This is a genomic window from Jatrophihabitans sp. (assembly GCA_036399055.1).
Classification (GTDB): Bacteria; Actinomycetota; Actinomycetes; order Mycobacteriales; family Jatrophihabitantaceae; genus Jatrophihabitans_A.
Window position 1 is genome coordinate 62,625 of sequence record DASWNX010000020.1, and the last position, 23,268, is coordinate 85,892.

Here is a 23,268-nt window from a genome sequence, read left to right on the forward strand (position 1 = left end):
GCGGGCGTCGCGAGACAGCATCCACGCGGTACTCCAGACCAAGCCCGAACCGGGGGGCGAGCGAATGCCGGACCGTCGATTGTGGCGTCTTCTCGTCACCATCACGATCCTGGACCTGTTGATCGTCGTGACCGGGCCCCTCGTCCTGCTGATCGACCGCGGCCCTCAGTCCGACGGCCCTGGCGGCCTCGTGATCGGGGCCTCGCTGCTGGCTGTGGTGGTGCTGCCGCTGCAATGCCTCGCGCTCTGGAAGGTGCTGGCCCACCAGTTCGGCGAGCAGCGCCGGCTTCGCCAGTTGTTCCGGCGGATCGACGAGGTGATCCGCGCCGGTGACCTGACCATCGCCTTTCAACCCGTGGTCAACGCCCACGACATGCGAGTGGTCGGCGTCGAGGCGCTGGCCCGGTTCGGCGGCGACCCGCTGATCACGCCGCGGCAGTGGTTCAGTGACGCCGAACTGGTGGACCGCGCCCTGCAGCTGGACCTGCTGGCGGTGCGCAGCACGCTTGAGGCCGCTGCCGGCCTGCCACCGGACGTCTACGTCGCGGTCAACGTCTCTCCGGCCACCTTCGCCAGCAACGCCCTGCTCGGTGTGCTCCGCTCGACGCAGATCCGGCCTGACCGGCTGGTGCTCGAAGTCACCGAGCACTCCTCGATCGAGGACTACGCGCCGCTGATCGAGGCCCGCATGCGGCTTCGCGAACACGGCATCCGGCTGGCGGTGGATGACGCCGGGGCCGGTTATGCCTCATTCCGGCACATCGTCGCGCTCGCGCCGGACATCATCAAGATCGACCGGGCGATCGTCTCGGGAGTGGACCAGGACACCGCCCGCAGCGCGCTGGTGGGCGCGATGGTGACCTTCGCCCGCGGCTCCTGCGCCACCGTCGTGGCCGAAGGGGTCGAGACGGCCAGCGAGCTGGCCTGCCTGGCCGGCCTCGGGGTGGACACCCTGCAAGGCCACCTCACCGGCATGCCGACCAGCGCCCCGGCCGACTGGTCGAACTGGGGCAACTCAGCTCCTACCGCCAGCAACCGCTGAGCGGGCAGGCGCGCCGTCGGCGACCGCTGAGCCGGCGGGCGCGCCGTCGGCGACCGCTGAAGGCCGGGCAGCGACCGCTGAGCCGGCGAGAAGGCCGGGCAGCGACCGCTGACAGGGTCAGGCCTTCGGGAACTTGAACTTGGAGATGTCGGGCAGCTCGGTGCCCGGCGGCAGCCCGGGGATCCCGCCTGAGCCGAAGCCGCTGGCTCCCAGGCCGCCCGGCAACCCGCCGGGGAGTCCCCCGGGCAATCCAGCCGGCATCCTGGGCTGGCTCGGGCCGCGTCCGGCCTGCTTGTTCTTGCCCTTCTTGTTCTTGCGGTTGTTCTTGTTGCTGTTGGCCCGCCGGGCGCCGGGCATCCCCATGCCACCGGTCATCTTGGCCATCATCTTGCGGGCTTCGAAGAACCGGTCGACCAGGCTGTTGACCTCGCTCACGGTGACGCCCGAGCCGTTGGCGATCCGCAGGCGGCGGGAGCCGTTGATCAGCTTGGGGTCCTCCCGCTCGGCCGGGGTCATCGACCGGATGATGGCCGCGGTCCGGTCCAGGTCCTTGTCATCGACCTGGGCCAGCGCCTCCTTCATCTGACCGGCGCCGGGCAACATGCCCAGCAGGTTGCCGATCGGGCCCATCCGCCGGATCGCCTGCAGCTGCTCGAGGAAGTCCTCCAGCGTGAACTGGTTGCCGCTGGTGATCTTGGAAGCCATCCGCTCGGCTTCATCGGCGTCAAAGGTCTTCTGGGCCTGCTCGATCAGGGTCAGCATGTCGCCCATGCCCAGGATGCGGGAAGCCATCCGGTCCGGGTGGAAGACGTCGAAGTCTTCGAGCTTCTCGCCGTTGGAGGCGAACATGATCGGCTGGCCGGTCACGTAGCGCACCGACAGCGCCGCGCCACCGCGGGCGTCGCCGTCGAGCTTGGTGAGCACTACGCCGGTGAAGCCGACGCCGTCGCGGAAAGCCTCGGCGGTGTTGACCGCGTCCTGGCCGACCATGGCGTCGAGCACGAACAGGATCTCCTGCGGCTGCACCGCGTCGCGGATGTCGGCGGCCTGGCGCATCAGCTCGGTGTCGATGCCCAGCCGGCCGGCCGTGTCGACGATGACCATGTCGTGCTGGGAGCGCCGGGCGAATTCCAGCGAGTCGCGGGCGACCGAGACCGGGTCGCCCACCCCGTTACCAGGCTGCGGCGCATAGACCGCCACCCCGGCTCGCTCACCGACCACCTGCAGCTGGTTGACCGCGTTGGGGCGCTGCAGGTCACAGGCCACCAGCACCGGGGCGTGGCCCAGGTCGGAGAGGTGGCGGGCCAGCTTTCCGGCCAGGGTGGTCTTACCGGCGCCCTGCAGGCCGGCCAGCATGATCACCGTCGGCGGGTTCTTGGCGTACTGCAGCCGCCGGGTCTGGCCGCCCAGGATCGTGATCAGCTCTTCGTTGACGATCTGGATGACCTGCTGGGCAGGGTTGAGCGCCCGGCTGACCTCCTCACCGGCGGCCCGCTCCTTCACCGCCGAGATGAACTGGCGCACCACCGGCAGCGCGACGTCGGCCTCGAGCAGCGCGATCCGGATCTCACGGGCCACCGAGTCGATGTCGGCCTGGGACAGCCGGCCCTTGCCTCGCAGGCCGGTGAAGACCTTGTTCAGCCGATCAGACAGTGTGTCGAACACGCGAAACCCCTCGGACTGCTCGTACGGCGGAGGCCGGGCGCCACTGGCCCGGGGAACCTAGGGCTTCAGGTTACGTGACCCACTAGCGCTGGCTGCCCTGGCCGCTAGAGCAGGCCGCGACCGCCGTCGACGTAGATGACCTGGCCGGTGACGTAGCCGGACTCCTCGCCCGCGAAGAACGCCGCGGTGTTGGCGATGTCATCCGGCACGCCGCCGCGACGGACCGGCACCGAGGCCGCCACCGCCGCACGCATCGTGTCGATGTCGGTTCCGATCCGTTCGGCGGTGGCCTTGGTCATGGCGGTCTCGATGAAGCCGGGCGCGATGGCGTTGACCGTCACCCCGAACTGGCCCAGCTCGATGGCCAGCGTCTTGGTGAAACCCTGCAGGCCGGCCTTGGCGGTGGCGTAGTTGGCCTGGCCGCGGTTGCCCAGCGCCGACGTCGAGGACATGTTGATGATCCGGCCGTAGTTGGCGGTGACCATGTGCGCCTGGGCCGCCCGGGTGCACAGGAAGGCGCCCTTGAGGTGCACGTTCATCACCGTGTCCCAGTCCTCCTCCGACATCTTGAACAGCATGTTGTCGCGCAGGACGCCGGCGTTGTTGACCAGGATGTGCAGGGCGCCGAACTCGGCCACCACCGCCTCGACCGCGGCCTGCACCTGGTCGGCCTTGCTGACATCGGCGCCGATGCCGATGGCGCCGCGGCCGATCCGCTCGGCGGTGGCCGCCGCGGCGTCGGCGTTGAGGTCCAGCACCGCGACCCTGGCGCCGTCGCCGGCCAGCCGGGTCGCGATCGCCTCGCCGATGCCCTGCGCGCCCCCGGTCACCAGCGCCACCCGATCCTGCACTCCAGCCATGCTCAATCCTTCCCTTGCTCTTTCGCGCGAGCGCTCATCGCCCGTTCGCTCTGATCCCCGCTCGCTGGCGCTCGCTGCGATCCTCACTCGCTGGCGCTCGCTGCGATCCTCACTCGCCATCACCTGCTGTGGCGCCGCTGTGACCGGCCAACCGGGACATGCTGGTCAGCCAGCCTTCGACGTCGGCTGCCTTGGTTGCCCAGAATTTACCCACCTGCGGATGCGGCAGGACCAGGAATGCCTCGTTGGTCACAGCTTCCACGACGGCGTCGGCCACCTCGTCGACGCCGATCACCGGGCCGGAGGCGGCGACCGCCGCCGCGGCCGGGGACCCGGCGGCCAGGCCGTCCATCAGCAGCGGGGTGTCCACGCCCATAGGGCACAGCACGCTGACCCGGATGCCGCGGTCGCGGTAGGTGTAGGCCAGCCATTCGGCCAGCCCCACCGCGGCGTGCTTGCTGGCGGTGTAGGGCGCGTCGCCGGGCGCGCTGAGCAGGCCCGCGGCCGAGGAGGTGTTGAGCAGGTAGCCGCCACCGGCGGCGATCATGGCCGGCAGCACCGCCCGGGCCGCGTGCACATGAGCCATCACGTGCACCTCCCAGGCCCGCTGCCAGACGTCAGACGCCCCGCCTTTGGGTTCAGCGCCGCCTTTGGGTTCAGCGCCGCCCTCGAGCCCGGCGCCGCCCTCGAGCCCGGCGCCGGTCGCGACGCCGGCGTTGGAGCAGAACAGGTCGATCCGGCCGTGCTCGACCAGCACGTCGGCCACCGCTGCGGCCACCGCTGCCTCGTCGGTGACGTCCAGCCCGACCGCCGAGGCCCGGTTGCCCAGCTCGGCGGCGACCGCTTCGGCAGCGGCGAGGTCGCGGTCGGTCAGCACCACCGCGCGGGCGCCCTCGGCGACGAAGCGCCGGGCCAGGCCCGCGCCGATGCCGCTGCCGGCGCCGGTCACCACGATCACCGCGTCGGCGATCCTCACCGGCCACCCTCCGCGGCGCCGCTTTCCACGGCGACTGCCACCGACTTAGCCACGTCCGGCGACTGCGCCAGCCTGGCCGGCCCGAGCTCGGCGAGCACCGCGGCCAGGCCCTGCTGGTCAGCCGCCTCAGGGGTGGGCAGCACCGCGAGCACCGGGATCTGCACGCCGGCCTCGACGTAGCGCAGCGCCTGGTCACGGCAGCTGCGCGGGCTGCCGTGCAGCACCAGCTCGTCGACCACGTCATCGGGCACTGCCTGCGCCGCGCCGGCCCGGTCGCCGTCCTCCCAGAGCTGCCACATCCGCTCCAGCCGGGGCCCGCGGCCCAGCCACCGGTGGAACTCGGCGTAGGCGGGCACGTTGAGGTAGGTCGCGAGCAGTCGGCGGCCCAGCTTCCGCGCGTAGTCGGCGTCCTCTGTCGGGCACACGAAGATCCGCGCCACGACCCGGCTGGCCGGGTTGGCGATAGCGGTCCGGCAGCGGTCGACGTCGGTGGCGGCCAGCCAGTTCAAGATCGCGCCGTCGGCCTCTCGGCCTGCCAGCGCCAGCATCTGCGGGCGCAGCGCCGCGAGCAGGATGGGCACCGGCATCGGCGGCGGCTGCTCCAGCCGGAAGCCCGAGACGGTGAAGGTGTCGAAGTCGGCGCTGACCTTCTCGCCGCTCAACGCCCGGGTGACGAATCGCAGCACGTCACGGGTCCGGCGGTAGGGCTGGTCGAAGGCGACGCCGTTCCACTGCTCGACGATCACCGGGCTTGAGGCGCCCAGCCCCAGGCTGAACCGGCCCGGCGCCAGGGATGCCAGGGTCGCCGCGGACTGCGCGATCAGCGCCGGCCCACGGGTGAACACCGGCACGATCGCGGTGCCCAGGTACAGCCGGGGCTCCCACGCCGCGGCCAGCGCCAGCGGGGTGAAGGCGTCGGCGCCGGCGGTCTCCGAGGACCAGGCGTCGGTGAAGCCCCAGTCCGGCAGCGCTCGCACCAGCTCGGCGTGCGCGGCCAGGTCCAGGCCGGGCAGCGGCAGGGTCAGTCCCCAGCTGCCGGTCATGACCGGCCCGCCTCGGACGGGAAGAACCGCGCCAGCTCAGGCGCCGGCGGCGTGCGACTGCCCAGTTCGGCGGCGTTGTCCGCCGGTTGCGTCACACCGTTGGGCCGGCGCCAGGCCGGCGGCTCGTTGATCACCCGCAAGACCGTACCGCGAGGTCACTGAGACCTCGCGGCGAGCGCGGACCGCGTCTGGCGGGATCTGCCCCACTCGCCCGGAGGCCTCCGCTCAGCTGGTCGCTCAGCTGGCCGCATCCGGCCGCGGAGCGGGGCCGGCCGTCCGGGCCCGGTTGAGCTCGACCCTGGCCAGGCTGCGCAGGTGCACCTCGTCCGGCCCGTCGGCCAGGTGCAGGGTCCGCAGGCCTGCCCACATCTCGGCCAGCGGGGTGTCACCGGACACCCCGGCGGCGCCGAAGACCTGGATCGCCCGGTCCAGCACGTAGGAGGCCGCCCGGGGCGCGGCGACCTTGATGGCGGCGATCTCGACAGCGGCCTGCTTGACGCCGACGGTGTCGATCAGCCAAGCCGCCTTGAGCACCAGCAACCGGGCCTGCTCGATGGCCAGCCGGGACTCGGCGATCCACTCCCGAATCACCCCCTGGTCCGACAGCGGCCCGCCGAACGCCTCGCGCTCGCAGGCCCGGCGGGTCATCAGCTCCAGCGCCCGTTCGGCCATTCCCAGCGATCGCATGCAGTGATGGATCCGACCGGGACCCAGCCGGGCCTGCGCCATCGCGAACCCGCCGCCCTGCGGGCCGAGCAGGTTGTCGGCCGGCACCCGCACCCCGTCGAAGCTGATGTCGGCGTGACCGCCGTGCGGGCCGTCGTCATAGCCGTACACCGTGGTGGAGCGGTGCACGGTGACTCCGGGGGTGTCCAGCGGCACCAGGATCATCGAGTGCCGGGCATGCCGGTCGGCGTCCGGATCGGACACCCCCATCACGATCGCGAGCCGGCACTCTTCGCGCATCGCGCCGGTAGACCACCACTTTCGCCCGTCGATGACGTAGTAATCGCCGTCGCGGACGATCCGGGTGGCGATGTTGGTCGCGTCCGAGGAGGCCACGTCGGGCTCGGTCATCGAGAAGCAGGATCGGATCTCGCCGGCCAGCAGCGGCGCGAGCCACTGCTCGTGCTGGCGCGGGGTGCCGAACATCGCCAGCAGCTCCATGTTGCCGGTGTCGGGCGCCGAGCAGTTCATCGCCTCCGGCGCCAGGCTCGGCGCCCGGCCCGACAGCTCGGCCAGCGGCGCGTAGTCCAGCACCGACAGCCCGGCGCCGTACCGGTCATCGGGCAGGAACAGGTTCCACAGCCCGCGGCGGCGCGCCTCGGCTTTGAGCTCGGTCATCATCGCCGGAGTGCGAAACGGCGTGCCGGCGCGGCGATTCTGTTGCTCCTGCTGGTGAAACTCCGCCTCGGCGGGATAGATGACCTCGGTCAGGAAGGCCGACAGCGCGGCCTGCAGTTCTACCGAGCGGGCGCTGTGCTGAAAGTCCATCTAGAGCTCTCCGAGCTGTGAGTGGGCGGCGGCCAGAGTGGAATCGCGCAGCGCGCCGAAGATCTCAAAACCCTCGCCGACGGTCTTGCCCTGTGCGAAGCGGGCATGGATGCCCGCCGCGATCACGGCGAGCTTGAAGTAACCGAAGGCGATGTACCAGCCCAGGGCGCCGACGTCGATCCCGCTGGCCCGGGCGTAGCGACGCACCATCTCATCGGCGGAGAGAAACCCTTGTGAACTAGGGAAGTCCGGCATCACCCCGCCGGCGGCCCGGGCTTGCTCGTGATAGACGTAGAGCAGGCCGACATCGGTCAGCGGATCGCCCAGCGTCGCCATCTCCCAGTCCACCACCGCCTGGATGACGGCGCGGCCGTCGGTGAAGTCCCGTTCGAACAGGACGTTGGTGAGCCGGTAGTCACCGTGCACGATGCCGGCCCGCGAGGAGGTGGGCAGCTGCGCGCTCAGGCTCTGGACCACGTCGGCCTCCAGCGCGCTGCCTTCGGGAACCGAGGCCTGAAACTGCTTATGCCAGCGGGCCACCTGGCGTCGCAGGAAACCCTCGGCACGGCCGAACTCGGTCAGCCCGACCGCCGTCGGCTCGATCTGGTGCAGCGCGAGCAGGGTGTCCACCAGCGCCTCGGTGCTGCGCCTGGCCGCCGCCGGGCTCGGCAGCAGGCCGGGGTCATCGATCACCACCCCGTCGATGAAGGACATCAGGTAGAACGGCTCCCCCAGCACCTCGCGGTCGGCGCACAGCGCGATCGGCTCGGGCACCGGCACCGCGGAGCCGTGCAGCGCCGAGATCACGGTGAACTCCCGCGCCATGTCGTGCGCGGTGGGCAGCACGTGGCCCATGGGCGGCCGGCGCAGCGCCCACTGCGACGTGCCGTCGGTGAGCCGGTAGGTCAGGTTGGACCGGCCACCCACGATCGGCTCGGCGCTGAGCTCACCGGCTCGCAGGCCGGGCAGGGTGGCGTCGAACCAACCCGTCAGCTGGGACAGGCTCAGCCCGGGCGGCCCGTCCGGCGGGCTGGGGTGGTTGCTCACCCAGCCACTCTAAATCGGGTTGATCGGGCCAGACCGTTCGCCCCGCGTGGCCGCTGTCAACGCCTCAGCCGCTCAGCGCCGTCTCAATGGCCTCGGCGACCCGCTCCTGATGCGCTGGGGACAGCGACTTGCCGTCGGCGTCAGTGAGGTAGAACGCGTCGACCACGTGCGCGCCCAGCGAGGAGATCCGGGCCGAGCGGATGTCGGCCCCGGCCCTCTCCAGCGCGGCGGTCAGCCAGTGCAGCAGGCCGATCGCGTCCCGAGCCCGGACTTCCAGGACGGTGGCGTCGGTGGCCTCGTCGTCGAACCAGAGCAACCGGGGTGGCCGCTGGGCTGTATGCCCGGCGTCCTCAGAATTCCGGTAGGCCCGCTCCTTGACGCGCAACCGCTCATCCAGGGCCAGCGTGCCGGCCAGGATCCGGCGAAGGTCGGCGTTGAGCAGCGCCGGGTCGGGCAGCTGTCCGAACCGCGGCGAGACTGTGAACCGGTTGACCGCCATGCCCCGCACGGTGCGCACCTCGGCGGCCTGCACGTCGAGGGAGTGCAGCGCGAGCAGGCCGGAGGCGTTGGACAGCAACCCGGCGGCGTCCGGCGCCACCACCAGAACGTCGCCGCCCTCGATGAGCACCTCTGTCCCGCCGCGCCGGGCCAGTCGCAGCACCGCCTCCGACGGTGGTTGCGCAGGCGGCAGCTGGCCGCCGCCGAGCACCGCGCCGGCCCGCCGGACGAGCTGGCTGACGAGCGAGGCCTTCCAGTCGCTCCACGCCGCCGGGCCGGTGGCTCCGGCGTCGGCGATCGTCAGGCAATGCAGCAGTTCCAGCAGTTCGACCGAGTTCCCGATCGCCGTCACCACCGACAGCACGGTGGAGGGGTCTTCCAGGTCGCGACGGGTGGCGGTGTCGGGCAGCAGCAGGTGATGCCGGGTGAGGGCGGCCACGGTGGCGGCGTCGGCGGGGGTGAAGCCCATCCGGGTCGCGATCCGGCCGGCCAGCGCCGCGCCGGTCACCGAGTGGTCCCCGGGGTAGCCCTTGCCGATGTCGTGCAGCAGCGCGCCCACCAGGAGCAGGTCCGGGCGGGCCACCTCGGCGGCCAGCGCGCTGGCGCGCACCGCGGTCTCGATCAGGTGGCGGTCGACGGTGAACAGGTGCACCGGGTTGTGCTGGGCCTTGAACCGGACGTTCTCCCACTCCGGCAACAGCCGGCTCAGCAGGCCGTGCTGATCCAGCGCCTCCAGCGCCGACACCGCCTGGGCGCCGGTCCCCAGCAGCGCGACGAACTCATCCCTGGCCGCGGCCGGCCAGGGCTCGGGCAGCGCCGAGCCCTCGGTGGCCAGCCGGCTCAGGGCGTAGGCCGAGATCGGCAGGTCCGCCGTCGCGGCCGCCCGGGCCACCCGCAGCGTCAGCGCCGGGTCGGCCCACGGGTCGGCGTCTCGGGCCAGCACCACCTCGCCGCCCTGGGCGACGACGTCCTTGGCCAGCGGTTTGCGCTCTGAGAGGCCAGGGCCAGAGCCGGACGGCTCCCCCGGTCGCAACCGGCGCAGCAGCGACCGGGACGGCCGGCTGTGCGCGGCAGCCACCCGGCGCCAGGCCACGTCGGTGGCGTAGGCCAGCGTTCGAGCCGCCTCGTGCACCGCCCGCAGCGCCTCGTCCGGGCCCTGCAGGCCCAGCGCCCGGGCGACCGAGTCGCGGTCCTGGGCCCGCAGCACGTCGGCCGAGCGCCCGGACAGGCGGTGCAGCTCGCCCCGCACGTCCAGCAGCACCGTGCCGGCCTGCAGCATCGCCGGCGTCACGTCCAGCAAATGGGCCGAGGCGAGTGCGCGTAGTCCCACCCAATCGCGCAACCCGCCCCGGCTGTCCTTGAGATCGGGCTCCAGCAGAAAGGACGCCTCGCCCCGGCTGGCCCATCGGCTGCGGGCCAGCTCTTGCAGCTGCGCCACCTTCGACGGCGCGCTGCTGCGCCACCGGCTGATCGCCTGCTCGCGCACCAGCCCGGTCAGCGCGGGGTCCCCGGCGATGTGGCGGGCATCGAGCATTCCCAGCAGGGCCTTGAGGTCGTCGGAGGCGACCGCCAACGCCTGCTGCGGCGTGCGCACCGAGTGGTCCAGGCCCACCCCGGCATCCCAAATCGGGTACCACAGCGAGTCCGCGACCGAGGACAGCTCGGCCACCTTGCCGTCGTGCAGCAGCACCAGGTCCAGATCGCCGTACGGGGTGGGCTCACGACGGCCCAGGCCCCCCACTGCCAGCAACGCCACTCCCGGCGTCGGGGGTAGCAAGCCGCCCAACCACGAGTCGAACATCTCGGTCAGGCCGGTCCGCAGCCGCGGACCGGTCAGATCGGCCCGGGCCAGCAGCCGGGCCCGGTCGGACCTGATGGACCGCTCAGACCTGATGGACCGCGCCGACCCGGCGGGTCGCTCAGAGCGCGTCGTCATCCCGTTCGCCGGTCCGCACCCGCACCACGGTCTCGACCTCGGTCACCCAGACCTTGCCATCGCCGATCTTGCCGGTCCGGGCGGCCTCCACCATCGCCTCGACCACCTTGTCGGCGTCGTGCACCAGCACCTCGACCCGCACCTTGGGCACCAGGTCGACGGTGTACTCCGCGCCCCGGTACACCTCGGTGTGCCCGCGCTGGCGGCCGAAGCCCGAGACCTCGCTGACGGTCAGGCCCTGGACGCCGAGGTTCTCCAGGGCGAGCTTGACCTCCTCCAGCTTGAAAGGCTTGATGATCGCGGTCACCAGCTTCATGCCTGCACCCTCTCCCTGCTCGCAGCGGCTGCCGGGGCGAACTGCCCGCTGCCGGAGCCGGTCAGCGTACCGAAGTCATAGGCGGTCTCACCGTGGATGGACTGGTCCAGGCCGGTGGCCTCGTCGTCCTCGGTGACCCGGGTCTTCATCACCAGGCCGATGACCTTGGCGATGATGAAGGTGCCCACGAAGGAGAACACCGTGACCACGCCGGCTGCCTCGGCCTGGTGCAGCAGCAGGTTCCAGCCGCCGTACTGGCCGCCGCCGCCGTAGAAGACGCCGTTGTTGGCCAGGGGGTTGGTGACGTCGGTGGAGAAGAAGCCGAGCGCCAGAGTGCCGATCCAGCCACCGACGAAGTGCACGCCCACCACGTCGAGCGCGTCGTCGTAGCCGAGCCGGTTCTTCAGGGAGATCGCGAAGGCGCAGCCCACCCCGGCCAGCAGGCCGATGACCAGCGCGCCGCTGACGCTGACGAAGCCGGCGCACGGCGTGATCGCCACCAGCCCGGCCACGGCTCCAGAGGCCGCTCCCAGCGCGGTCGACTTGCCGTAGCGCACCTTCTCCACGATCAGCCAGCCCAGCATCGCGGTCGCGGTCGCGGTGTTGGTGTTCACCCAGGCGTAGCCGGCCAGGTTGTTGGCCGCCAGCGCGGAGCCGGCGTTGAAGCCGAACCAGCCGAACCACAGCAGGCCCGCGCCCAGCATCACGAACGGGATGTTGTGCCCGCGCATGTTCTCCCGCGGCCAGCCACGGCGCCGGCCGAGCACCAGCGCCATCGCCAGGCCGGCGGCGCCGGCGTTGATGTGCACCACCGTGCCGCCGGCGAAGTCCTGGGCGAAGAACTTGCCCGCTGACTGCATGGACTGGTTGAGAAATCCGTAGCCGTTGAAGACCCAGTGCGCGACCGGGGCGTAGATCAGGATCGACCAGGCGGAGACGAACGCGATGAACGCGCCGAACTTCCACCGGTCGGCCGTCGAGCCGGTGATCAGGGCCGGGGTGATGATCGCGAACGTCATCTGGAAGGCCACGAAGACCATGGTCGGCATGGTCTGGGCCGATCCCAGGGCGGGCACCACGTCGGTGATGTCGCGCATCAGCAGGTAGTGCAGGTCGCCGATGTAGCGGCCGGTGCCGCCGAAGGCCAGGGTGAAGCCGATGACGACCCAGGTGACGCTGACGATCGCCATCGCGGCGAAGTTCTGCATCAGCATGGCCAGGGTGTGCTTGGCCCGGACCATCCCGCCGTAGAAGAACGCCAACGCCGGGGTCATGAGCAGGACGAGCGATGCCGATGCCAGGACCCACGCCGTGTCGCCCCCGCTGAGGTTCTCAGGGTCGAACGGCACGTAACTGGTAGCGGCGAGGATGGCTTGTGACACTCAGGTCTCCGCTTCTTCTCGGGTGGGTGCGAGCAGGACAGCGCGCTGGAACGAGCGTCGGCTGAGCCTGTTACGGCCGAGGACCCGCGGTGTTTCGGTTCGGTGAACGACCTGGCGCGGCGTTGGGGGCTTGAGCCATCCCGCTGAATGCGCGAAGGGCGCGCGATTAATTAATGTGGTTGTAGTCACCTGGCGTAATTGCGCTGGGGGTGCGAGGTAGCTTCGTGCCATGCCCAGCCTGACCCGCGTCGAAGCCGCTGAGCGCGCCGCACTGCTTACTGTCCGTAGCTACCGGATCGCGCTGGATCTGACCGACGCCGGCCCGGAGTTCAGCTCGGACACCACCATCGAGTTCCAGGCGGCGGACACGGCGGCCAGCACCTTCCTGGACCTGCGCGCGTCGCGGGTGCTGTCGGTGCTGCTCAACGACGAGCCCCTGGATCCGGCCGGCCTCGTCGACGGCCGGCTGCCGCTCACCGGCCTGCGGCCGGAGAACACGCTGCGGGTGCGGGCCCGCATGGCCTACTCGACCGACGGCGAGGGCATGCACCGCCACGTCGACCCGGCCGACGGCCAGACCTACCTGTACGCGATGTCCTTCCTGGACGCCGCGCCGCGCTGGTTCGCCTGCTTCGACCAGCCCGACCTAAAGGCCGGCTTCGACCTCGAGGTCCGCTGCCCGCCCGAGTGGACGGTGATCGGCAACGGCGCGGCGACCCGATCCGAGCCCGGTCACTGGCGGCTGGCGAGCACCCGGCCGCTGGCGACCTACTTCGTCACCCTGGTCGCCGGTCCCTACGCCTCGATCACCACCGAGCACGACGGCATCGCTGTGGGGTTGCACGCCCGCGCGTCGCTGGCCCCGCACCTGCAGGCCGAGGCCGCTGACATCCTCGGGGTCACCACCGCGGCGCTGGACCGCTATCACGAGCTGTTCGGCATCCGGTACCCGTTCGGGGAGTACCACCAGGCCTTCGTGCCCGACTTCAACGCCGGCGCCATGGAGAACCCGGGCTGCGTCACCCTTCGCGACCAGTACATCTTCCGCTCCGCCGCCACCCGCGGTGAGCGCAGCGACCGGGCTTCGACCATCACCCACGAGATGGCGCACATGTGGTTCGGCGATCTGGTCACCATGCGCTGGTGGGATGACCTCTGGCTCAACGAGTCCTTCGCCGAGTACATGGGCTACCGGGTGTGCGCGGAGATGACCGGCGAGCAGAGCGGCCTGGCAGAGCTGGCCTGGATCGATTTCGGCCTGCACCGCAAGGACTGGGGCCGAATCGCCGACCAGGCGCCCTCGACTCACCCGGTGGCCGGCAACGGCTCCTCCGACGCCGCCGCCGCGCTGACCGACTTCGACGGCATCTCCTACGCCAAGGGCGCCTCGGTGCTCAAGCAGCTGGCTGCCCACCTCGGCGACGAGGTCTTCTTCGCGGGCCTGCGCCTGCACTTCCAGCGGCACCAGTTCGGCAACGCCGAGTTCGCCGACCTGATCGCGGCCTGGACCGATGCCGGCGCGGTGGACCTGGGCAGCTGGGCCCAGCGCTGGCTGCGGACCAGCGGGCTGGACACCTTGACCGCCGAGCAGCGCCCCGCCGGCGAGGACGGTCCGACCGCCGAGCAGCGCCCGGACGGCGAGGACGGCCCGGCGGCCGGCGAGGTGTGGCTCAGCCGTAGCTCACCGGACGGCTCGCAGCGTCCGCACACCGTGCGGGTGACCGGCTTCGACGCCCAGGCCCGGCCACGGCTGGACGAGCAGGTCACCCTGCACTCCGACGCCGTCCGGGTGGGCGCCTGCGACAGCGGCCCGCTGCGGCTGGTGGTGGCCGACAGCGCCGACGACAGCTGGGCCAAGATCCGGTTCGGCTCGGCCGGCTGGCAGCCGGTCGCCGAGCTGCTCCCCCGGATCGCCGCGGCGCCGACCAGGGTGGTGCTCTACAACGCCATCCGCGACGCCGTGCGCGACGCCGAGCTCGACCCGGCGCGGGCGCTGGACATGGTGCTGGCGGCGGTGGCCCAGGAGCCGGTGGAGCTGGTGGCCGCCGAGCTGCTGGAGTTCGCCACCGACGAGCTGGCGGGCAGCTACGCCAGGCCCGCGGACCGGCCGGTCCGCCGGGCCCGGGTGGCCGAGCTGGCAGGGCAGTTGCTGGCCGGCTCCGAGGCCGGCAGCGACGCGCAGCTGGCCGCCGGCCGGGCCGGCATCCACGCCAGCGACGACACCGCCTGGCTGCGCGCCTGGTGGGCCGGCCAGCGCCTCCCGGCGGGGCTGGTGATCGACGCCGAGCTCAGGTGGGCGCTGGTCACCCGGCTGGCTGCCCTGGGGGCGCTCTCGGCCGCCGACATCGACGCCGAGCTGGCCCGGGACGAGAGCGCCGCCGGGGTGCTGCACGCCGCCAAAGCCAGGGCGATGCGGCCCGACCCGGCCGCCAAGCAGGCAGCCTGGGCGTTGCTGACCGAGCCCAGCCGGCTGCCGGCCTCCGAGCTGTATTCCAGCGCCGCCGGCTTCTTCGAGCCAAGCCAGACGGAGCTGACCGCCGCTTACCTGCCCCGGTTCTTCACCGAGATGCCGGCCACCGCCGCGCACCGGCACGGCTGGGCGCTGGGCCGGGTCATCCTCACCGCATTCCCCGTGACCGCCGCCTCGCCGCGAGTGCTGGAGCTGGCCGAGGCCGCCCTGGCCAGCCAGTCGCTCGATCCGGCGGTCCGCCGCGCCTTCGTCGACGGCGCCGACGCGCTGCGCCGGGCGGTGCGGTCACTGCGACGTTATGGCGGCTCCGACGAGACGGCAGGGCCTGGACAAGGCGGCCAAAACCCAACCGCTAGGGTCGGGCCATGACCGAGATGAGCGTCCGCGGCCTGACCATCGCCGTACATGCCGGCAACCGGGACGAGGCGCTGGCCTTCTACTGCGCGTTGATCGGGCGCGACCCGGACCTGGGGCCCGACCCCGACTTCTACGAGTGGGAGATCTCCCCCGGCGCCTGGCTTCAGCTGGCCACCGGCCGCACCGACATCAGCCCGTCGTCGTTCCGGCTGCGGTTGCAGGTCGAGGACATCGAGGCCTCCGTGGGCGTGTTGCGCGCCAAGGGCTTCGAGCCCAGCGACGTCAAAGTGCTGCCGGGCCTGGTCGCCTTCTCCAACCTGACCGACCCGTGGGGCAACCCGCTCGGGGTGTACCAGGACCTCGGCGTCGTCGCCGGCCCCTGAGCCCGGCCCTTGAGCCCGGCCCTTAAGCCCGGCGCCGCGATCGCGCCGGGGTCTAGCTAGTCCCGCCGGGCTGGCCGGGACTAGCTGACAGCCGACCGTCCCGCGATGAAGGCCCGCACGCACGCCTCAATGTCTTCGGCCGAATGCGCCGCCGACAGCTGCACCCGGATCCGCGCCTTGCCGACCGGCACCACCGGGTAGCTGAAGGCCACGACGTACACGCCCTCCTCGAGCATGGCGTCGGCGATCCGGGCCGCCAGCGCCGCATCGCCGAACATCACCGGGATGATCGGGTGCTTGCCGGGTAGCAGGTCAAAGCCCTCCTCGGTCATCCGGCGCCGGAAGAGCTCGGCGTTGCGGCGCAGCACCTCCCGCGGCGCGGGATCGTTCTGCAGCACGTCCAGGGCCGCCAGCGCGCCGGCGATCATCGGTGGGGCGACGCTGTTGGAGAACAGGTAGGGCCGCGAGCGCTGCCGCAGCAACGCCACGATCTCGGCGTGCGCGCTGACGTAGCCGCCGGAACCTCCGCCCAGGGCCTTGCCGAAGGTGCCGGTCAGGATGTCGACCCGGTCCATCACGCCGGCCAGCTCCGGGGTGCCGCGACCGCCCTCACCGAGGAAGCCGACGGCGTGGGAGTCATCGACCATCACCAGCGCGTCGTAGCGCTCAGCCAGGTCGCAGATGTCGGCCAGCGGCGCCAGGTAGCCGTCCATCGAGAACACCCCGTCGGTGACGATGATCCGCTGCCGGGCATCGGATGCCGCCTCGAGCTGGGCCTGCAGGTCGGCCATGTCGCGGTTGCGGTAGCGCAGCCGGCGGGCCTTGCACAGCCGGATGCCGTCGATCAACGAGGCGTGGTTCAGCTCGTCGGAGATGATCGCGTCCTCAGCGCCGAACAGCGTCTCGAAAACCCCGCCGTTGGCGTCGAAGCAGGACGAGTACAGGATGGTGGCCTCGGCGCCCAGGAACTGCGACATCCGCTCCTCCAGCGCCACGTGCAGCGTCTGGGTGCCGCAGATGAACCGGACGCTGGCCAGACCGAACCCCCAGTCGGTGAGCGCCTGCCGGGCGGCGGCCAGCACGTCGGGGTGATCGGCCAGGCCGAGGTAGTTGTTGGCGCAGAAGTTGAGCACCGGCCGCCCGCCCGCCACGATGTTGGCCGACTGCGCCGAGGCGATCTGGCGCTCCTTCTTCAGCAGCCCCGCCGAGGTGATCTCGGCCAGCTCCGAACTCATCCGCTCCCGCATCACGCCGTACACGTCAGCTCCTGCCCATATTCAGCGACCTCACACCGTCGACCAGTCGAGGACTACCTTGCCACCGCTGCCCGAACGCGCCCGGGCGAACCCCTCGGCCCAGTCCTCGGCAGCGTAGCGGTCGGTCACCACCGCGGTGACAGCCCGCTTGAGCTCGGCCCCGGACTGCAGCATGGCGCTCATGGCGTACCAGGTCTCGAACATCTCGCGGCCGTAGATCCCCTTGACCGTGATCATGTGGGTGACCACCTTGCCCCAGTCCACGATGATCGGCTGGCTGGGCAGGCCCAGCATCGCGATCCGGCCGCCGTGGTTCATGTTGGAGATCATCTCCGGCAGCGCGCCCGGGTGGCCCGACATCTCCAGGCCGACGTCGAAGCCCTCTCGCATGCCCAGCGCCTGCTGGGCCTCGCTGATGGCGCTGACGCCGACGTTGAGCGCAAGGTCCACGCCCAGCTTGCGGGCCAGCTCCAGGCGCGGCTCGCTGACGTCGGTGATCACCACGTAGCGCGCCCCGACGTGCCGGGCGACCGCCGCGGCCATCAGCCCGATCGGCCCGGCGCCGGTGATCAGCACGTCCTCGCCGACCAGGGGAAAGCTGAGCGCGGTGTGCACCGCATTGCCCAACGGGTCGAAGACCGCCCCCAGGTCGGGCTCGATGTCCTCCTGATGCACCCAGACGTTGCTCTCCGGGATCACGACGTACTCGGCGAACGCGCCGTCACGGTGCACGCCGACGCTCAGCGTGTGGATGCACAGGTGCCGGCGGCCGGCCCGGCAATTGCGGCAGGCGCCGCAGACGATGTGCCCCTCACCGGACACCCGGTCACCGACCTCGACGCCACGGACCGCCGTCCCGACCTCGACCACCTCGCCGTAGAACTCGTGACCGGGGATCAGCGGCGTCTTGATCTCACTCTGCGCCCAGGCGTCCCAGGACTCGATGTGCAGGTCGGTGCCGCACAGCCCGGTTCGCAGCACCCGCACCTTCACCTCGGCCGCCGAGGGCTCAGGCTCGGGCCGCTCGACGAACTCGAATCCAGGCTGGGCTGCCGACTTGAACAACGCCTTCACCGCACCGCTCCTCGCACTGTGTCGCTCTCATCGCCGATCCCGTGTGCCGGGAGCTTGCCAGATATCGGGCCGGCACGGGCGACCGCGGCTGCTCCAGTGGCGTGTCCGCCACTCGCCGGCGCGAGCCGAGGCGGGCCACCGGGGTCCTCAGCCCGCCAGGGCGGCCCGCCCGCCCGAGACTTCGTCTCAACCCGCCAAAGCGTTCTCAGCCCAGCAGGGCGTCGACGAACTCGGCCGGGTTGAAGGGCGCCAGGTCGTCCACGCCCTCGCCAAGGCCGATCAGCTTGACCGGCACTCCCAGCTCGCGCTGCACGCTGATCACGATGCCGCCCTTGGCGGTGCCGTCGAGCTTGGTCAGCACCACGCCGGTCACGTCGGCGACCTCGGTGAACACCCGGGCCTGGGTGAGGCCGTTCTGCCCGGTGGTCGCGTCGAGCACCAGCAGCGTCTCGTTGATCGGGCCATGCTTCTCGACCACCCGCTTGAGCTTGCCGAGCTCGTCCATCAGCCCGACCTTGGTGTGCAGCCGGCCGGCGGTGTCGATCACCACGGCGTCCACTCCGGCCTGCTTGCCGGCCCGGACGGCCTCGAAGGCCACGCTGGCCGGGTCGCCGCCCTCGGGGCCGCGGACGGTCTCGGCGCCCACCCGGGCGCCCCAGGTCTGCAGCTGGTCGGCGGCCGCCGCCCGGAAGGTGTCGGCAGCGCCCAGCAGCACGGTGCGGCCGTCGGCCACCAGCACCCGGGCCAGCTTGCCGCAGGTGGTGGTCTTGCCGGTGCCGTTCACACCCACCACCAGCACCACGGCCGGGCCCTCGCCGGTGCTGATCGTGTGCAGCGTCCGGTCCAGCTCCGGCTGCAGCGCGGTGACCAGCTCCTCGGCCAGCAAGGCCCGCAGCTCGGCCGGGTCCCGGGTTCCCAGCACCTGGGTGCGGGTGCGCAGCCGTTCCACGATCTCGGTGGTGGGCCGCACTCCGACGTCGGCGCTGAGCAACGCCTCCTCGACCTCTTCCCAGGCGTCCTCATCGAGCCGATCGCGGGCCAGCACGGCCAGCAGGCCGCGTCCCAGCACGTTCTGCGACCGGGCGAGCCGGGCCCGCAACCGCCGCATCCGGGTGGCAGTGGGCTCGGGGACGTCCAGCGCCGGGGCGGCCGGCGCCTCGGGCATGACCGTTGCCGAGTGCGGCTCGGGCGGGGCGGGCAGGGTGTCCACCGACCCGAGCGGCGGACCGGCCTGCGGCGGCGTGGTGGGCTGGCCCACCCGCGGCGGCGCGACCTGGCGACGGCGGCCCAACCGGCCGCGCGGCACCACCAGGCTCACGATCAGGCCGAGGGCGACAATGGCGATGGCAATGGCGATCAGCAGGAATTCGAGCACCCTGACAGTCTCTCAGCCGGCTGGACCGACCACCGCCACGGGTTGCGCCGGCCTGGCGCCCTCGTCGACTCCACTCCCGGCCCGCTCGGGCTCCTCGGCCCCGTCACGCAACCGCTGGCTGATCACCTGGCTGATCCCATCACCGCGCATCGCGACTCCGTAGAGGGCGTCGGCGACCTCCATGGTGCGTTTCTGGTGAGTGATCACGATCAGCTGGCTGCTGGCCCGCAGCTCACCGATCAGGCCCACCAACCGTCCGAGGTTGACGTCGTCCAAGGCGGCCTCGACCTCGTCCATGACGTAGAAGGGACTGGGCCGGGCGCGGAAGATCGCCACCAGCATCGCCACCGCCGTGAGCGAGCGCTCACCGCCGGACAGCAGCGACAACCGCTTGACCTTCTTGCCCGGTGGCCGGGCTTCGACCTCGATGCCGGTGCTGAGCATGTCCTCAGGCTCGGTCAGCACAAGCTTGCCCTCACCGCCGGGGAACAGCGTGGAGAAGACGATCTCGAACTCCCTGGCGACGTCGTGATAGGCGGCGGTGAACACCTCCAGGATCCGGTCGTCGACCTCCCTGACGACGGTCAGCAGGTCCCGCCGGGTGTTCTTCAGGTCCTCCAGCTGGGTGGCCAGGAACTGATGGCGTTCCTCCAGCGCGGCGAACTCCTCCAGGGCCAGCGGGTTCACCTTGCCCAGCAGGGCCAGCTCACGCTCGGCGCGGGCGGCGCGCTTCTCGACCATCCGGCGGTCGAAGGGGCCGGGCTGGGGGCTGACCACCTCCTCGCCGCGCTCTGTGGCCAGCGACCACTCGGCCAACTCCTGCGCTGACGGCGGCACGGGCTGGTCGGCGCCGAAGTCGGCCAGCAGGGCGCTGGCCTCCACGCCGAACTCCTCGACCGCCCGGGTCTCCAGCTGCTCGATCCGCAACCGCTGCTCGGCGCGGGCCACCTCGTCACGGTGCACGGCGTCGGTGAGACGGGCCAGCTCGGCGCCGAGCTCACGGGCCGCCGCGCGCGCCGCCTTCAGAGCGGCCTCCCGCTCGGCCCGGGCGACCTGGAGGGCATCGCGCTGCTCAGCGGCCCGGCGCACCGCCCGCTCGAGCTCGGCGAGGGCGCGCGCGGCGGCCGCCTCGACCGCCGCGGCGATCCGGGCGCCCCGGGCCCGAGCCAGCCTCGCGGCCTCCTGACGGGCCCGGGCCTGCCGCTCGGCTTGGGCTGAGCGAAGCAACTGCTCAGCTCGTCCGGCCAGCGCGCGCACCCGCTCCTCCTGGGTCCGCACGCTCAGCCGAGCATCCATCTCAGCCTGCCGGGCGGCGGCGACCCGGGCGGCCCGGGCGTCGCGCTCCTCGACCGGCGGCTCCTGCTCGGTCGGCTCGGCCTCGGCCATCCGCAGCCGTTCCTCCAGCTCCACCAGGCCGGCCAGGTCAGCGTCCCGGGCCTGCTCGGCGGCGTGCCTGGCCAGGTCCAGCCGCTCAGCCTCACCGGTGGCCGAACGTTCGGCCTGGGCCAGCTGCGCCAACCGCTCGGCCACCGCGTTCAACCGGGCGTCGGACTCGTTCAGCGCTGTCAAAGTGCCTTCGACCTCTGCCTGCAAGCCAGCGGTGACTGCCCGCAGCCGGCTGAGCTCGGCCTCCAACCGGTCGAAGGCGCCGGCCGCCTCCGTGGCCCGCAGGTCCGCCTCGTCCACCGCGGCCTGCACCTCCAGGGCGCTGGGCGAGGACGAGGACCCGCCAGCTGCCCAGTCGCGGCCCAGCACGTCGCCTGAACGGGTGACTGCCCGGACCCCGCCGTGCTCGGCGACCAGTCGCTCGGCGGCGTCCAGATCGGGCACCACGGCCACCTGCGCCAGCGCTGTCTCCACAGCGGCTCGCAGCGAGGGCGGGCAGTCGATGACCTCGACCGCCCAGCGCGCCTCGGCCGGCAGCTCAGGCCAACCGGAGCGCTCTGGCCGGTCAGCGCCCCCGCCCACCACCAGCCCGGCACGGCCGGCGTCGGCGCTCTTGAGCAGCTGCAGGGCCGCGCGAGCCTCGGCCGTCGAGCTGACCGCCACCGCGTCGGCGAGCGCGCCCAGCGCGGCGGTCAGGGCGGCCTCGTAGCCGGGCTCGACGCTCAGCAGCGCCGCGATCGAGCCGAGCAGGCCCGGCAGCTGCGAGCCGGCCGCCAGCAGCGCGCCCGCGCCGTCCTTGCGGGTCAGCCCCATGGCCAGCGCCTCGCGGCGGGCGGTCCAGGTGGAGCGCTCACGCTCGGCAGTGCGATGGGCCTCGGTGAGCTGCCGCAGCTGCTCGGCTGCCTCAGCATGGCGAGCCAGCGCCGCCTCGTGCCGGCTGTCCAGGTCCAGCTCGCCCTGGTCCAGGGCGCCGACCTCGCCATGGGCGGTCTCGAGTTCGGAGCGGGCAGCCGCCGCCCGCTCTCGGGCCTGGCTCGCGGCCGCCGCGATCCGGGCAATCTCGTCTCCACCGGCAGAGGCGCGGCTGCGCAAGGCGTTGACCTGACCGGCCAACTTGGCCAGCCCCTCTCGCCGGTCAGCGACCGCCCTGGCCGCGGCCAGCACCGCCCGCTCGGCGTCGGCCAGCTCACGCTCGTCCTGCTGCCGTTGGGCCACCGCGTCCTGCAGCACCTGCCGGGCAGTCTCCAGTTCAGCGGTCAGCGCCTGCTCGGCGGCCCGGACGCCCGCCGCCTCGCGCTCAGACTCCTCGGGGTCGCGACCCAGACGTTCCTGCTCGGCGAACTCCGACAGGTGCCGCAACCGTTGCGCAGCCAGCCGCTGGGTTCCCTGAAAACGCTCCGACAGCGCCGACAGCCCGAAGAAGACGTCCTGGGCCGCGGCGGCGGCAGGCGCGTCGCCGGCCAGCGCTGCCTCGAGCTCGGCCTCGGCGGCGGTGGCCTCGGTCAGCGCCTGCTCCACCTCGGCCCGGCGCTGCCGGACGGCGGTCTCGTCGGCGACGTCTGCCTCCAGGCTGTCGCGCAGGGCGCTCAGGTCATCGGCCAGCAGCCGCAGCCGGGCGTCGCGCAGTTCGGCCTGCACCCCGGCCGCTCGGCGGGCGATCTCGGCCTGCTTGCCCAGCGGCTTGAGCTGGCGGCGCAACTCCCCGGTCAGGTCGGTGAGCCGGGTCAGGTTGGCCTGCATGGCATCGAGCTTGCGAAGCGCCTTCTCCTTGCGCTTGCGGTGCTTGAGCACCCCGGCGGCCTCTTCGATGAAGCCACGCCGGTCCTCCGGGCGTGCCGAGAGGATGGAGTCCAGCTGGCCCTGGCCGACGATGACGTGCATCTCGCGACCGATTCCGGAGTCCGAGAGCAGCTCCTGGATGTCGAGAAGCCGAGCCCCCTCGCCGTTGATCTCGTACTCGCTTGCGCCGTCGCGGAACATCCGGCGGGTGATCGAGACCTCGGCGTACTCGATCGGCAGCGCGCCGTCGGTGTTGTCGATGGTGAGCGTCACCTCGGCACGGCCCAGGGGCGGCCGGCCGGACGTGCCGGCGAAGATGACGTCCTCCATCTTGCCGCCACGCAACGCCTTGGCGCCCTGCTCCCCCAGCACCCAGGCGATGGCGTCGACGACGTTGGACTTGCCCGAGCCGTTGGGGCCGACCACGGCGGTGATGCCTGGTTCGAACCGCAGGGTGGTGGCCGAGGCGAAGGACTTGAAGCCCTTCAAGGTCAGCGACTTGAGATGCACTCAGGCTCCGGACATGACTCGGCGGCACGGCAGGCACGACCGCCGAGAAGCGGCCGGGTCTGATGCAGAGGCTAGCGCGCCGGCTGCCCGGAATCCCTTAGGCGAGCGCGGAGGCGCTGCTGGTGATGCGGTGCAGCTCGTCGAGCAGTTGCTCGGACTCTCGCGAGGCCTTCAGCTCTGCCAGCTCGGCCTCGAGGGCACGTACCCGGCCCTTGAGCCGTGCCACCTCTTCAACGAGGTAGCGGTCTGAGGAGGTGGGAAGGTATCCCAACAGCGCCCTGGCCATGTGCCGACCTTTCACGCACTTGCGGCCGCTCGAGCTACGGGTGGGCGGCGCGTGGTGCGCCGCGGGCGTCTGCGAGCTGGCCGGTGGGTCAACGGTGTATACGCATCTATGGTCGCACCGTCACGGCTTAGAA

Annotated in this window: 18 protein-coding genes; 3 read left to right on the forward strand and 15 right to left on the reverse strand. The window is 71.9% G+C overall.

Annotated elements, in window-relative coordinates; translation table 11 throughout:
• Positions 1-64 precede the first annotated feature (64 nt).
• Complete coding sequence (locus VGB75_07905; GenBank protein ID HEY0166950.1) at positions 65-1,042, forward strand: EAL domain-containing protein; 978 nt, start codon at positions 65-67, stop codon at positions 1,040-1,042.
• 117 nt (positions 1,043-1,159) lie between these two features.
• On the opposite strand, the gene ffh is transcribed toward VGB75_07905, so the two are convergent.
• The 10 genes from ffh to VGB75_07955 form a co-directional block, all read right to left on the reverse strand.
• Complete coding sequence (gene ffh, locus VGB75_07910; protein ID HEY0166951.1) at positions 1,160-2,707, reverse strand: signal recognition particle protein; 1,548 nt, start codon at positions 2,705-2,707, stop codon at positions 1,160-1,162.
• Positions 2,708-2,811: 104 nt separating this feature from the next.
• The gene (fabG, locus tag VGB75_07915; GenBank protein ID HEY0166952.1) at positions 2,812-3,567 is read right to left on the reverse strand and encodes a 3-oxoacyl-ACP reductase FabG; all 756 of its coding nucleotides are present in this window, start codon (positions 3,565-3,567) and stop codon (positions 2,812-2,814) included.
• Between the two features lie 109 nt (positions 3,568-3,676).
• Positions 3,677-4,543: an SDR family oxidoreductase gene (locus VGB75_07920; protein HEY0166953.1), complete on the reverse strand. Its 867-nt coding sequence runs from the start codon at positions 4,541-4,543 to the stop codon at positions 3,677-3,679.
• Positions 4,540-5,586, reverse strand: coding sequence for an LLM class F420-dependent oxidoreductase (locus tag VGB75_07925; GenBank protein HEY0166954.1), 1,047 nt, complete (start codon positions 5,584-5,586; stop codon positions 4,540-4,542). The genes VGB75_07920 and VGB75_07925 overlap by 4 nt, the downstream gene beginning before the upstream one ends.
• Positions 5,583-5,720 carry a hypothetical protein gene (locus VGB75_07930; GenBank protein ID HEY0166955.1) on the reverse strand — a complete coding sequence of 46 codons (138 nt, stop codon included), beginning with the start codon at positions 5,718-5,720 and terminating at the stop codon, positions 5,583-5,585. Before VGB75_07930 ends, VGB75_07925 begins: the two co-directional genes overlap by 4 nt.
• 103 nt (positions 5,721-5,823) lie before the next feature.
• Complete coding sequence (locus tag VGB75_07935) at positions 5,824-7,080, reverse strand: acyl-CoA dehydrogenase family protein (GenBank protein HEY0166956.1); 1,257 nt, start codon at positions 7,078-7,080, stop codon at positions 5,824-5,826.
• A complete protein-coding gene (locus tag VGB75_07940) occupies positions 7,081-8,127 on the reverse strand; it encodes a phosphotransferase family protein (protein HEY0166957.1) in 1,047 nt (348 codons plus the stop codon).
• A 64-nt stretch (positions 8,128-8,191) separates the two neighbouring features.
• A complete protein-coding gene (locus tag VGB75_07945; protein ID HEY0166958.1) occupies positions 8,192-10,561 on the reverse strand; it encodes a [protein-PII] uridylyltransferase in 2,370 nt (789 codons plus the stop codon).
• Positions 10,545-10,877, reverse strand: a complete 333-nt coding sequence (locus VGB75_07950; protein ID HEY0166959.1) for a P-II family nitrogen regulator — start codon at positions 10,875-10,877, stop codon at positions 10,545-10,547. Before VGB75_07950 ends, VGB75_07945 begins: the two co-directional genes overlap by 17 nt.
• Entirely contained in the window at positions 10,874-12,259 is a 1,386-nt protein-coding gene (locus tag VGB75_07955) for an ammonium transporter (protein ID HEY0166960.1), read from the reverse strand. Before VGB75_07955 ends, VGB75_07950 begins: the two co-directional genes overlap by 4 nt.
• A 229-nt stretch (positions 12,260-12,488) precedes the next feature.
• Here VGB75_07955 and pepN point away from each other — a divergent pair, with 229 nt between their 5' ends.
• Together pepN and VGB75_07965 are read left to right on the forward strand one after the other, a co-directional pair.
• A complete protein-coding gene (gene pepN / locus VGB75_07960) occupies positions 12,489-15,098 on the forward strand; it encodes an aminopeptidase N (protein ID HEY0166961.1) in 2,610 nt (869 codons plus the stop codon).
• Positions 15,095-15,469, forward strand: a complete 375-nt coding sequence (locus VGB75_07965) for a VOC family protein (GenBank protein ID HEY0166962.1) — start codon at positions 15,095-15,097, stop codon at positions 15,467-15,469. Before pepN ends, VGB75_07965 begins: the two co-directional genes overlap by 4 nt.
• Positions 15,470-15,549: 80 nt before the next feature.
• Here the strand turns inward: VGB75_07965 and VGB75_07970 are convergent, their stop codons facing one another.
• From VGB75_07970 to VGB75_07990, 5 genes are all read right to left on the reverse strand, one after another.
• Positions 15,550-16,728 carry a glycine C-acetyltransferase gene (locus VGB75_07970; GenBank protein ID HEY0166963.1) on the reverse strand — a complete coding sequence of 393 codons (1,179 nt, stop codon included), beginning with the start codon at positions 16,726-16,728 and terminating at the stop codon, positions 15,550-15,552.
• 27 nt (positions 16,729-16,755) lie between these two features.
• Positions 16,756-17,799: an L-threonine 3-dehydrogenase gene (gene tdh, locus VGB75_07975; GenBank protein HEY0166964.1), complete on the reverse strand. Its 1,044-nt coding sequence runs from the start codon at positions 17,797-17,799 to the stop codon at positions 16,756-16,758.
• A 205-nt stretch (positions 17,800-18,004) separates the two neighbouring features.
• Complete coding sequence (ftsY, locus tag VGB75_07980; protein HEY0166965.1) at positions 18,005-19,174, reverse strand: signal recognition particle-docking protein FtsY; 1,170 nt, start codon at positions 19,172-19,174, stop codon at positions 18,005-18,007.
• Between the two features lie 12 nt (positions 19,175-19,186).
• Positions 19,187-22,849 (reverse strand): chromosome segregation protein SMC, encoded by a 3,663-nt coding sequence (gene smc, locus VGB75_07985; protein ID HEY0166966.1) that lies wholly within the window; start codon positions 22,847-22,849, stop codon positions 19,187-19,189.
• A gap of 97 nt (positions 22,850-22,946) precedes the next feature.
• On the reverse strand, positions 22,947-23,135 hold the full coding sequence (locus tag VGB75_07990; protein ID HEY0166967.1) for a hypothetical protein: 189 nt from the start codon (positions 23,133-23,135) through the stop codon (positions 22,947-22,949).
• Between the last annotated feature and the right edge of the window lie 133 nt (positions 23,136-23,268).

What these genes read in the sequence shown, in the direction of transcription:
- VGB75_07935 (HEY0166956.1), bottom strand. Translation starts at nt 7,080, where the DNA reads ATGGACTTTCAGCACAGCGCCCGCTCGGTAGAACTGCAGGCCGCGCTG.
- VGB75_07950 (HEY0166959.1), bottom strand. Translation starts at nt 10,877, where the DNA reads ATGAAGCTGGTGACCGCGATCATCAAGCCTTTCAAGCTGGAGGAGGTC.
- VGB75_07945 (HEY0166958.1), bottom strand. Translation starts at nt 10,561, where the DNA reads ATGACGACGCGCTCTGAGCGACCCGCCGGGTCGGCGCGGTCCATCAGG.
- fabG (HEY0166952.1), bottom strand. Translation starts at nt 3,567, where the DNA reads ATGGCTGGAGTGCAGGATCGGGTGGCGCTGGTGACCGGGGGCGCGCAG.
- pepN (HEY0166961.1), top strand. Translation starts at nt 12,489, where the DNA reads ATGCCCAGCCTGACCCGCGTCGAAGCCGCTGAGCGCGCCGCACTGCTT.
- VGB75_07965 (HEY0166962.1), top strand. Translation starts at nt 15,095, where the DNA reads ATGACCGAGATGAGCGTCCGCGGCCTGACCATCGCCGTACATGCCGGC.
- VGB75_07925 (HEY0166954.1), bottom strand. Translation starts at nt 5,586, where the DNA reads ATGACCGGCAGCTGGGGACTGACCCTGCCGCTGCCCGGCCTGGACCTG.
- VGB75_07905 (HEY0166950.1), top strand. Translation starts at nt 65, where the DNA reads ATGCCGGACCGTCGATTGTGGCGTCTTCTCGTCACCATCACGATCCTG.
- VGB75_07990 (HEY0166967.1), bottom strand. Translation starts at nt 23,135, where the DNA reads ATGGCCAGGGCGCTGTTGGGATACCTTCCCACCTCCTCAGACCGCTAC.